This window comes from Janibacter hoylei PVAS-1 (genome assembly GCF_000297495.1).
Lineage (GTDB): Bacteria > Actinomycetota > Actinomycetes > Actinomycetales > Dermatophilaceae > Janibacter > Janibacter hoylei.
The window spans coordinates 73,819-85,352 of sequence record NZ_ALWX01000042.1 but is presented as its reverse complement, the minus strand read 5'-3'; the positions used below and the strand labels follow the sequence as shown (position 1 = coordinate 85,352).

The 11,534-nt window shown below is 69.0% G+C and carries 6 protein-coding genes and 2 pseudogenes; 5 read left to right on the top strand and 3 right to left on the bottom strand.

Annotation, left to right across the window (positions count from 1 at the left end; genetic code table 11):
• The 3 genes and pseudogenes from B277_RS09565 to B277_RS09555 all read left to right on the top strand — a co-directional run.
• Positions 1–398: pseudogene (locus B277_RS09565) on the top strand (IS6-like element IS6100 family transposase); the annotation flags it as partial.
• 298 nt (positions 399–696) lie between these two features.
• Positions 697–2,784 (top strand): excinuclease ABC subunit UvrB, encoded by a 2,088-nt coding sequence (gene uvrB, locus B277_RS09560; RefSeq protein WP_007927658.1) that lies wholly within the window; start codon positions 697–699, stop codon positions 2,782–2,784.
• A gap of 240 nt (positions 2,785–3,024) precedes the next feature.
• Positions 3,025–4,014, top strand: coding sequence for a TerC family protein (locus tag B277_RS09555; RefSeq protein WP_040881288.1), 990 nt, complete (start codon positions 3,025–3,027; stop codon positions 4,012–4,014).
• A 72-nt stretch (positions 4,015–4,086) separates the two neighbouring features.
• On the opposite strand, the gene B277_RS09550 is transcribed toward B277_RS09555, so the two are convergent.
• Positions 4,087–4,971, bottom strand: a complete 885-nt coding sequence (locus tag B277_RS09550; protein WP_040881274.1) for an EamA family transporter — start codon at positions 4,969–4,971, stop codon at positions 4,087–4,089.
• Between the two features lie 22 nt (positions 4,972–4,993).
• On the opposite strand from B277_RS09550, the gene B277_RS09545 reads away from it, so the two are divergent.
• Positions 4,994–5,620 (top strand): LysE family translocator, encoded by a 627-nt coding sequence (locus B277_RS09545; RefSeq protein ID WP_007927653.1) that lies wholly within the window; start codon positions 4,994–4,996, stop codon positions 5,618–5,620.
• A gap of 115 nt (positions 5,621–5,735) precedes the next feature.
• On the opposite strand, the pseudogene B277_RS09540 reads toward B277_RS09545, so the two are convergent.
• Positions 5,736–6,414, bottom strand: a pseudogene (locus tag B277_RS09540) (MBL fold metallo-hydrolase).
• The gene (locus B277_RS09535) at positions 6,411–8,222 is read right to left on the bottom strand and encodes a glycoside hydrolase family 15 protein (protein ID WP_007927651.1); all 1,812 of its coding nucleotides are present in this window, start codon (positions 8,220–8,222) and stop codon (positions 6,411–6,413) included. The pseudogene B277_RS09540 and the gene B277_RS09535 overlap by 4 nt, the downstream one beginning before the upstream one ends.
• A 107-nt stretch (positions 8,223–8,329) precedes the next feature.
• Between B277_RS09535 and uvrA the strand changes: the two genes are divergently transcribed.
• Positions 8,330–11,407, top strand: a complete 3,078-nt coding sequence (uvrA, locus tag B277_RS09530) for an excinuclease ABC subunit UvrA (protein WP_051987982.1) — start codon at positions 8,330–8,332, stop codon at positions 11,405–11,407.
• The last annotated feature ends 127 nt before the right edge of the window (positions 11,408–11,534 follow it).

The window sequence follows — 11,534 nt, the reverse complement described above, 5'->3', positions numbered from 1 at the left end:
GAGGCCTGAAGCACTGGGAAAAGCCTGCCACGCTCAATACCGACAAAGCGCCGAGCTATGGTGCAGCGATCACCGAATTGAAGCGCGAAGGAAAGCTGGACCGGGAGACGGCCCACCGGCAGGTGAAGTATCTCAATAACGTGATCGAGGCCGATCACGGAAAGCTCAAGATACTGATCAAGCCGGTGCGCGGTTTCAAATCGATCCCCACGGCCTATGCCACGATCAAGGGATTCGAAGTCATGCGAGCCCTGCGCAAAGGACAGGCTCGCCCCTGGTGCCTGCAGCCCGGCATCAGGGGCGAGGTGCGCCTTGTGGAGAGAGCTTTTGGCATTGGGCCCTCGGCGCTGACGGAGGCCATGGGCATGCTCAACCACCATTTCGCAGCAGCCGCCTGATCGGCGCAGAGCGACAGCCTACCTCTGACTGCCGCCAATCTTTGCAACAGAGCCCCGTCGACTTCTGACGGACAGACCACCCTTCGAGACGGCGTTGGCGCGCCTCCTCAGGACCACCCTTCGAGACGGCGCTGGCGCGCCTCCTCAGGGACCACCCTTCGAGACGGCGCTGGCGCGCCTCCTCAGGGACCACCCTTCGAGACGGCGCTGGCGCGCCTCCTCAGGGACCACCCTTCGAGACGGCGCTGGCGCGCCTCCTCAGGGACCACTGTCGGGGGCGTGGCTTACCGTTGACGTCATGCGCCCGGTGACCGATCTGCAACGCACGGTGGCTCCCTTCGAGGTCATCTCGGAGTACGAGCCGGCCGGTGACCAACCGACCGCCATCGCCGAGCTCGCTCGACGGGTGCGAGCCGATGAGCAGGACATCGTGCTGCTCGGTGCGACGGGTACCGGCAAGTCGGCGACGACCGCCTGGCTCATCGAAGAGGTCCAGCGCCCGACCCTCGTCATGGCGCCCAACAAGACGCTCGCGGCCCAGCTGGCCAACGAGTTCCGGGAGCTGCTGCCCAACAACGCCGTCGAGTACTTCGTCAGCTACTACGACTACTTCCAGCCCGAGGCCTACGTCCCGCAGACCGACACCTACATCGAGAAGGACAGCTCGATCAACGAAGAGGTCGAGCGTCTGCGGCACAGCGCGACCAACAGCCTGCTCACCCGTCGGGACGTCGTCGTCGTCGCGTCGGTCTCGTGCATCTACGGTCTCGGCACCCCTCAGGAGTACGTCGACCGCATGGTCACCCTCGAGGTCGGCGCCGAGATCGACCGTGACGACCTGCTCCGCCAGTTCGTCACCATGCAGTACACGCGCAACGATCTCGCCTTCACCCGCGGCACCTTCCGCGTCCGGGGCGACACCGTCGAGATCATCCCGGTCTACGAGGAGCTCGCGGTGCGGATTGAGTTCTTCGGCGACGAGATCGAGCGCATCCACACGCTGCACCCGCTCACCGGCGAGGTCGTCCGCGAGGAGCAGCAGATGCACATCTTCCCCGCGACCCACTACGTCGCGGGCCCCGAGCGCATGGAGCGGGCCATCGCCGGCATCGAGCACGAGCTCGAGGAGCAGCTCGCCGACCTCGAGCGCCAGGGCAAGATGCTCGAGGCGCAGCGGCTGCGCATGCGCACGACCTACGACATCGAGATGATGCGCCAGGTCGGCAGCTGCGCGGGGATCGAAAACTACTCGATGCACATCGACGGCCGCCTTCCCGGCAGCGCGCCCAACTGCCTCCTCGACTACTTCCCCGAGGACTTCCTGCTCGTCATCGACGAGTCGCACCAGACCGTGCCGCAGATCGGCGCGATGTACGAGGGCGACGCCTCCCGCAAACGCACGCTCGTCGACCACGGCTTCCGCCTGCCGAGCGCCATGGACAATCGCCCGCTCAAGTGGGAGGAGTTCCTCGAGCGCATCGGCCAGACCGTCTACCTCTCGGCGACCCCCGGCGACTACGAGCTGGCCAAGTCCGACGGCTACGTCGAGCAGGTCATCCGACCCACCGGGCTCGTCGACCCCGAGGTCGTGCTCAAGCCGACCAAGGGCCAGATCGACGACCTGCTCCACGAGATCCGCGAGCGCGCCGACCGCGACGAGCGGGTGCTCGTCACCACACTGACCAAGAAGATGGCCGAGGACCTCACCGACTACCTCCTCGACAAGGGGGTGCGGGTGCGCTACCTCCACTCCGACATCGACACCCTGCGTCGCGTCGAGCTGCTGCGCGAGCTGCGGCTGGGGGAGTTCGACGTCCTCGTCGGCATCAACCTGCTGCGTGAGGGGCTCGACCTGCCGGAGGTCTCGCTCGTCAGCATCCTCGACGCCGACAAGGAGGGCTTCCTGCGCAGCGCCCGCTCCCTCATCCAAACCATCGGGCGCGCCGCGCGCAATGTCTCGGGTCAGGTGCACATGTACGCCGACAAGGTGACCCCGTCGATGCAGGAGGCGCTCGACGAGACCCAGCGGCGGCGCGAGAAGCAGATCGCCTACAACCGCGAGCGGGGCATCGACCCGCAGCCGCTGCGCAAGAAGATCGCCGACATCACCGACATGCTCCAGCGGGAGGACGCCGACACCGACGAGCTCCTCGGCTCCGGGCGCGCCCAGTCGCGGGGCAAGGGGCGCGGGTCGAAGGCGGCGACCGAGACGAGTGAGCGTGGGCGCGACCTGCCCGCGAGCGACCTCGCCCGGCTCATCCAGGAGCTCACCGACCAGATGCACCAGGCCGCGACGGACCTGCACTTCGAGCTGGCGGCGCGCCTGCGCGACGAGATCGGCGACCTCAAGAAGGAACTGCGACAGATGACCGCTGCGACGCGGTGACGGGCGGGCGGCACCGGCCGGCCCCCTTCGGTCCACGCGCCGGCGCGCATGACGTGAGAGACTCGACGCAGCGGAGGGGAGTATCCCCGAGCGCTGTCTCGTCAACACGGTCGGCTCTGCCGGCCCGGGGCAGCGGCCATCGATAGGTGGGAGAGACCTCCGGACGCGTCAACCCTGTCCGGAAGGTAACTCTTGTCCACGATCTCCACCCTCCAACCCGCGATCATGAGCGGCGGCACGATGGACGTGCCCACCTGGGCATGGCTGCTCACGCTCGCGGTCGCCGCAGCGGTCCTGACCTTCGACGTCGTCATGGTGGCCCGGAGGCCGCACGTGCCGTCGACCAAGGAGGTCTCGGTCATCCTCGGCATCTACGTGACGGCCGCGGTCATCTTCGGCATCGTCCTGTGGTTCCTCGAAGGGGGTGACCGTGGCACCGAGTTCTTCGCCGGCTGGCTGACCGAGTACTCGCTCTCGATCGACAACCTCTTCATCTTCATCATCATCATGTCGAAGTTCGGCGTGCCCGGGCGCTTCCAGCAGACCGCACTGCTGTGGGGCATCATCATCGCCATCGTCCTGCGGACGATCTTCATCTTCGTCGGCGCGGCCGCGATCAACCAGTTCGCCTGGGTCTTCTACATCTTCGGTGCCTTCCTCATCTACACCGCGATCAACCTCGCGACCGAGAAGCACGACGAGGAAGAGGACTGGGAGCCCAATGCCATCATCAAGTGGTTCCAGCGCACCGTGCCGAGCACGGAGGAGTGGTCCTCGCGCCTCTTCACGAAGGAGAACGGCAAGCGCGTCGCCACGCCGATCTTCATCGTCGTCGTCGCCCTCGGCATGACGGACCTGCTCTTCGCGCTCGACTCCATCCCGGCGATCTACGGCCTGACCAAGGAGCCGTACATCGTCCTGACGGCCAACCTCTTCGCCCTCATGGGTCTGCGCCAGCTGTACTTCCTCATCGGTGGTCTGCTGAAGAAGCTCGTCTACATGAGCCTGGGTCTGTCGGTCCTCCTCGCCTTCATCGGCGTCAAGCTCATCCTCCACGCGCTCCACGAAAACACGCTGCCCTTCATCAACGGTGGCGAGCACGTGAGCGTCCCGGAGATCTCGACGCTGTTTTCCCTCGGTGCCATCGTCGTCATCCTCGGTGTCACGACCGTGGCCAGCCTGTGGAAGTCCAACAAGGACGCCAAGCAGGGCATCAGCTCGGACCACTGAGCCGCCCAGCCCACCTCGACAGGGGGGTGCCCACCGTGCGGTGGGCACCCCCTTCGTCGTGCTGGGTGGGGCTCAGGCTGGCAGATCGGGGCGGGGCCGGCGGGCGCCGACACCCAGGACGAGGACGCTGGCGAGCACCACGAGAGCCATCCCCAGCAGCTGGACGGGCTCGAGCCACTGGCCGAGGACGACGAGACCGGCGAGCGCGGCGACGGCCGGCTCGAGGCTGAGCATGATCCCGAAGACGGAGGGACTCATCCGCCGCAGGGCGAGGAGCTCGAGCGAGTAGGGCAGGACCGAGCTCATGACGGCGATGCCCAGTCCCTTGAGCAGGACCTCCCCGTCCCAGCCGGTGGTGCCGTGCCGCGCCACGTCGAGCAGGCCGAAGGGGAGGACGACGACGGTGGCGACGACCATGGCCAGGGCCAGGCCGTCGAGAGCAGGGAAGGCCGCACCGGTGCGACCGGAGAAGATGATGTAGGCGGCCCAGCAGGCGCCCGCCGCGAGGGCGAGCAGGATGCCGGTGCCCTGCAGCTCGTCGAGCGGGATGCTCAGCGCCCGGGAGATGAGGACCACCCCGACGGCGGCCGCACCGACGGCGGCGAGGTCGCGTGGTCGACGGGAGAGGACGGCGGCCAGGGTCAGCGGCCCGACGAACTCGATCGTGACGGCGACCCCGATGGGCAGGTGGCCGAGGGAGCCGTAGAAGGCGAAGTTCATCAGCCCCAGGGCGACGCCGAAGGCGCCGACGGTGAGCCAGTCCCGACGGCTGTGCCCGCGCCATCGTGGCCGGGCGATGGCCAGGAGGAGGACCGTGGCGATGCCCAGGCGCAGCACGACGGAGCCGGCGGCACCGATCTGGGGGACGAGGGTGGCGGCGAGCGCTCCGCCGAACTGGACCGAGACGACCCCGGCCAGCACGAGGACCGGCGCTGGGACGGCATCGACACGACTCACGGGGGCAATCTAGCCTTGCTCCGTGGCGACCTACCTCTCCTTCCTCGCGCTGGTCCTCGTGATCACCATCGCGCCCGGACCGGACTCCGCACTGACCCTGCGGGCGGCTCTCGTGCGCGGCCGTGGAGCCGGGCTCGTGACGATGGCCGGGGTGAGCGCCGCCGGGGCCGTGCAGGGCCTGCTCGCGGCCGGTGGCCTGGGCGCGATCATCGTCGCGAGCGAGCCACTCTTCCTCACGGTCAAGTGGGTGGGCGCCGCCTACCTGCTGTGGCTGGGGGCCCACGCGCTGTGGACCGCGTGGCGCGGCGACTTCGCGCCCGATGCCGACGAGTCCGTGCCGGTCGGGCGGCGCGATGGCCACGGCAAGGTCTTCGCGCAGGGGTTCCTGTGCAACATCACCAACCCCAAGGTGCTGGCCTTCAACCTTGCCGTGCTGCCCCAGTTCGTCGGTGACGGCGCCGGCGTCCCGGTGCTCGCGCTGTACGCCCTGAGCCTCGTTGCCCTCGGTGGCCTGTGGCTCACCGGCCTCGTGGTCCTTGCCGACCGCGCTCGGGCGGTGCTCTCCGCGCCGCGGGTCCGTCGCGGGATCGAAGGGGGCATGGGCGCGGCGATGATCGGCTTCAGCGCGAAGGTCGCGACCACCCACTGACCCGCGGGACCGTGCGCATTTCCCTAGGGAAATGCGCACCCCCTGGCGCATTTCCCTAGGGAAATGCGCACCCCCTGCCGTATTTGCCTAGGGAAATTCGGCAGGGGTCAGTGCGTCACCAGCCCCGCTCGCGCCACTCCGCGAGGTGGGGGGCGCTCGGCGCCGAGGGTGGTGTCGGACCCGTGCCCCGGGTAGACCCACGTGGCGTCGTCGTAGACGTCGAAGACGCGCTCGGTGACGTCCGCGTACAGCGACTCGAAGCTCTGCCCGGGGTTCTTGGTGTTGCCCACGCCCCCCGGGAAGAGGCTGTCGCCGGTGAAGAGGTGGACGTGACCCTCCGGGTCGTCGTAGGCCAGGGCCACCGAGCCCGGGGTGTGGCCCCGCAGGTGGATGACGTCGAGCGTGATCTCGCCGAAGGTCACGGTGTCGCCGTGCTGGAGCCGCACGTCGGGTGCCAGGGGCAACGCGTCGGCGTCGTCCTCGCCCGCCTGGGTCGTCGAGGAGAAGGCCGCGGCCGTCTCCTCGAGCGCCCGCACGTGGTCCCAGTGCTGGTGCGTGGTGACGATCTGGGCGAGCCCGGACCCGCCGGCGGCGACGAGGTCACGGATGCGGTCACCTTCGTCGGCGGCGTCGATGAGCAGCTGGGCGCCGCTGGCTCGAGACGTGAGCAGGTAGACGTTGTTGTGCATCTCCGACACCGCCATCTTGCGGATCGTCAGGTGCGTCAGCTCGCGGGTGGCCCACGGGCCGCCGGGGGCGACCTCGGGGTCGTAGGCGTCGGTCGGGGTGGTCATGCGGTCACTCCTCCAGTGGTGGTGGTCCGGGCTTCGGCGTCGCGCAGGGCGTAGGCGGCACCGATGAGCGCCAGGTGGCTGAAGGCCTGCGGGAAGTTGCCGGCCTGCCGGTCACCCTCGACGTCGTACTCCTCGGCGACGAGGCCGACGTCGTTGAGCAGACCGCACAGCCGCTGCATCAGCTCGTGGCCCTCGTCGAGCTGGCCGGTCAGGGCGTACGCGCTGACGAGCCACCACGAGCAGGCGAGGAAGGGGTGCTCGTCACCGGCGAGCCCGTCGACGCCCGACTCGGTGCGATAGCGCAGGAGGAAGCCGTCACGCATGAGGTCGCGCTCGACGGCGGCCACGGTGCCGTGCACCCGGGGGTCGTCCGGCGGCAGGAAGCCGACCATGGGGATGAGCAGCAGCGAGGCGTCGACCTCGTCGGTGTCGTAGTGCTGGGTGAAGGTCTGCTTCGCCTCGTTCCACCCGCGCTCGAGCACGTCGGCACGGACCCGCTCGCGCAGGTCACGCCACAGCTCGACCTCACCTTCGTAGCCGTGCACCTCGACGGCTCGGACGGCGCGGTCGAAGGCCGCCCACACCATGACGCGCGAGTGGGTGAAGTGCCGCAGCGGGCCGCGGATCTCCCACAGACCGTTGTCGGCCTGGTCCCAGTGCTCGGCGAGGTTGTTGACGAGCGCGCGCTGTACGGCCCACGACTGCGGCGACTCCCGCAGCCCCTGGGCGCGGGCGTCCTCGAGGGCGATCATCACCTCGCCGAGGACGTCGGTCTGCTTCTGGTCGACCGCTCCGTTGCCGATGCGGACGGGCCGGCTGTCGGCGTAGCCGGGCAGGTGGTCGAGCTCCCGCTCGGGCAGCTCCCGGCCGCCGTCGACGGCATACATGATCTGCATGTCCTCGGGGTCGCCGGCGACGGCCCGGACGAGCCAGTCGCGCCAGAGCTTCGTCGCGCCGACGTAGCCGGACTTGAGCAGGGACTCGAGGGTGAGCGAGGCATCACGCAGCCAGCAGTACCGGTAGTCCCAGTTGCGCACCCCGCCGAAGTCCTCGGGCAGGCTCGTCGTCGCGGCCGCGACGATGCCGCCGCGCCGCGTGTCGGTGAGCAGGCGGAGGGTGAGCAGCGAGCGCACGACCTCGGCGCGGTAGGGCCCCTCGTAGGTGCAGCGTGAGGCCCACTCGGACGAACGCTGGTAGGTCGCCTCGATGCGGGAGCTGATGTCGAGTGGCGGCGGGATGGGCTTGTACGAGGCGAACCAGGTCGTCGAGAAGTTGTAGTGCTCGCCGGCCCGGACGGTCCACCGGTCACGGTGGTGGTCGCCGTCGGACACGGGCAGGCGGGAGCCCCGCAGGACGAGCATGTCGTTGCCGGCGATGGCGGTGATGACCTCGTGGTCCTGCTCGTGGCCGGGGGAGTGGGCGACCCACGGGCGAATGCGGCCGTACCCGAAGCGGACGATCCACTCGTGCTGCATCTCCACCTCGCCCTCGATGCCCTCGACGACCCGCACGAGATCGGCGCGGCCGTCGCCGAGCGGCATGAGGTCGATGACCTTGACGGCGCCGGTGGCGGTGCGGTGGATCGTCTCGAGGACGAATGAGTCGCCGCGGTAGGCGCGGGTCGTCGTCGCCTCGCCAACGGGTCCGATGAGCCACCGACCGTGCTCGGGGGTGCCGAGCAGGGCGGTGAAGCACGACGACGAGTCGAAGCGGGGCAGGCACAGCCAGTCGACGGACCCGTCCCTGGACACCAGCGCGGCGGTCTCGGTGTCGCCGATGGCGGCGTAGTCGTCGATCGGGGTGCTCACCCCGACAGGTTAGGCCCTGGGGTCCTCCGCAGCAGGAAGGGGGAGGGTTGTCGGTGGCGCCGCCTAAGGTGGTGGGCGTGACTGTTGCCAAGGCTGCCGGCTCCCGCATGCACGACCGGATCGTCGTCCAGGGAGCCCGCGAGCACAACCTCAAGAACATCCATGTCGACATCCCCCGGGACTCGCTCGTGGTCTTCACCGGCCTCTCGGGATCGGGCAAGTCCTCGCTCGCCTTCGACACGATCTTCGCCGAGGGCCAGCGGCGCTACGTGGAGTCCTTGTCCGCCTACGCCCGGCAGTTCCTCGGTCAGATGGACAAGCCCGACGTCGACTTCATCGAGGGTCTGTCGCCGGCGGTCTCCATCGACCAGAAGTCGACGAACCGCAACCCGCGCTCGACGGTCGGCACGATCACCGAGGTCCACGACTACCTGCGCCTCCTCTACGCCCGGGTGGGGCGGCCGCACTGCCCCGTGTGCGGCGAGCCGATCACCCGGCAAAGTCCGCAGCAGATCGTCGACCGGCTCCTCGAGCTGCCCGACCGGACACGCTTCCAGGTCCTCGCGCCGGTGGTGCGGGCCCGTAAGGGCGAGTTCGTCGACCTCTTCGCCGAGCTGCGGGCGAAGGGGTACAGCCGCGCCATGGTCGACGGCGAGGTCGTCTCGCTCGCGCAGCCGCCGACTCTCGAAAAGCAGGTCAAGCACACGATCGACGTGGTCGTCGACCGCCTCGTGTCCAAGGGGCCGGAGGACCGCGCGGCGAAGCAGCGGGTCACCGACTCCGTCGAGACCGCCCTCGGGCTGGCCGGGGGCGTGCTCGTCGTCGACTTCGTCGACCTCGACGAGGACGACCCGCAGCGGCAGCGCCGGTACTCCGAGACGATGGCCTGCCCCAACGACCACCCGCTGGGCATCGACGAGATCGAGCCGCGTTCCTTTTCCTTCAACTCTCCCTTCGGCGCCTGCCCCACCTGCACTGGCCTGGGCACCGAGCTCGAGGTCGATGCCGAGCTCGTCGTGCCGGACGACGACCTGACCCTCGCGGAGGGGGCCATCGCCCCGTGGGCGCAGGGGACCCAGTCGGCCCAGTACTTCCAGCGGACGATGGCGGCGCTCGGCGACGACCTCGGCTTCGACATGGACACCCCGTGGCGGGCCCTGCCGAGCCGGGCCCGTGAGGCTCTGCTCGAGGGCCGCAACCACAAGGTGCACGTCAAGTACCGCAACCGCTTCGGGCGCGAGCGCTCCTACAGCACGGGCTTCGAAGGGGTCATCCCCTTCATCAAGCGGCGCCACGCGGAGACCGAGTCGGACTGGAGCCGGGAGAAGTACGAGGGCTACATGCGGGAGATCCCGTGTCCCGCGTGCTCCGGGACGCGGCTGAAGCCCGAGTCCCTCGCCGTGCTCGTCGGAGGCCGCAGCATCGCCGATGTCTCAGCCCTGTCGATCCGTGAGGCCGCGGGCTTCCTCGAGACCGTCGACTTCAGCGAGCGCGAGGTGCAGATCGCCGAGCAGGTGATCAAGGAGATCAACGCTCGACTCGGCTTCCTGCTCGACGTGGGTCTGGAGTACCTCTCGCTCTCCCGTGCCGCCGGCACGCTCTCCGGTGGCGAGGCCCAGCGCATCCGTCTGGCGACCCAGATCGGGTCGGGGCTGGTCGGTGTCCTGTACGTGCTCGACGAGCCGAGCATCGGTCTGCACCAGCGCGACAACCGCCGACTCATCGAGACCCTGACCCGGCTGCGCGACCTGGGCAACACGCTCATCGTCGTCGAGCACGACGAGGACACCATCGCCGCGTCCGACTGGGTCGTCGACATCGGTCCGGGTGCGGGCGAGCATGGTGGTCACGTCGTGCACTCGGGCCCGCTGGCCGACCTGCTGACGAGCGAGCGATCGGTCACCGGCCGGTACCTGTCGGGGGACCTGGAGATCCCGGTCCCGCAGGTGCGGCGACCGCAGGAGCCGGGCCGTGAGCTCGTCGTCCGGGGTGCGCGCGAGCACAACCTCACCGGGGTGGACGTCACCTTCCCCCTCGGCAACTTCGTCGCCGTGACCGGGGTCTCCGGGTCGGGCAAGTCCACGCTGGTCAACGACATCCTCTACAACGTCCTGGCCAACAAGCTCAACGGCGCGCGCCGCGTCCCCGGCCGGCACAAGACGGTGACCGGTCTCGAGCACCTCGACAAGGTTGTCCACGTCGACCAGAGCCCGATCGGTCGTACCCCGCGGTCCAACCCGGCGACGTACACCGGGGTCTTCGACCACGTGCGCAAGCTCTTCGCGCAGACGAGCGAGGCCAAGGTCCGTGGCTACCAGCCCGGTCGGTTCTCCTTCAACGTCAAGGGGGGACGGTGCGATGCCTGCTCCGGTGACGGCACGCTGAAGATCGAGATGAACTTCCTGCCCGACGTCTACGTCCCCTGTGAGGTGTGCCACGGGGCGCGGTACAACCGCGAGACGTTGGAGGTGCACTTCAAGGGCAAGAACATCGCCGAGGTCCTCGACATGCCGATCGAGGAGGCCGAGGACTTCTTCGCCGCGGTGCCGGCCATCGCGCGCCACATGAAGACCCTCAATGCGGTTGGCCTGGGCTACGTCCGGCTGGGACAGCCCGCGACCACGCTCTCCGGTGGTGAGGCGCAGCGTGTCAAGCTCGCCGCGGAGCTGCAGAAGCGCTCCAACGGCCGCACGGTCTACGTGCTCGACGAGCCGACGACCGGTCTGCACTTCGAGGACATCCGCAAGCTCCTCCTCGTCCTGCAGGGCCTCGTCGACAAGGGCAACTCGGTGCTCGTCATCGAGCACAACCTCGACGTCATCAAGTGCGCGGACTACCTCATCGACATGGGGCCCGAAGGGGGGTCCGGCGGCGGTCAGGTCGTCGCCAGCGGGACCCCCGAGCAGGTCGCGGCGGTGCCGCGCTCCTTCACCGGCCAGTTCCTCGGTCCGATCCTCGCCAAGAGCGCTCCGCCGGTCATCGGTGAGCTGGTCCGCGAGGACGAGCCCGCCCCCGCGGCGAAGAAGGCCACCCCCAAGGAGAAGAGCACCACCAAGAAGACCGCTGCGACGAAGAAGACGGCGGCGAAGACGTCAGCGACGAGGAAGACCGCCGCCCCGAAGAAGAAGGCGACGGTCTCCAGCAAGGCGGCCGCTGCGGCCCGCCGCGCGAAGAAGGCCGGCTGACGGAGCAGGAAGGTGAGGAGGGGTTCGGCGCACATCAAGCCGAAGTCCGACACGTCACCCCGCGCCTGCGGGAGAAAGAGGGGACTTCGGCGGGCGCCCGACCCCCTCCTCGCCGCTCCCGCCGTGA

What these genes read in the sequence shown, in the direction of transcription:
- uvrB (WP_007927658.1), top strand. Translation starts at nt 697, where the DNA reads ATGCGCCCGGTGACCGATCTGCAACGCACGGTGGCTCCCTTCGAGGTC.
- B277_RS09555 (WP_040881288.1), top strand. Translation starts at nt 3,025, where the DNA reads ATGGACGTGCCCACCTGGGCATGGCTGCTCACGCTCGCGGTCGCCGCA.
- uvrA (WP_051987982.1), top strand. Translation starts at nt 8,330, where the DNA reads ATGCACGACCGGATCGTCGTCCAGGGAGCCCGCGAGCACAACCTCAAG.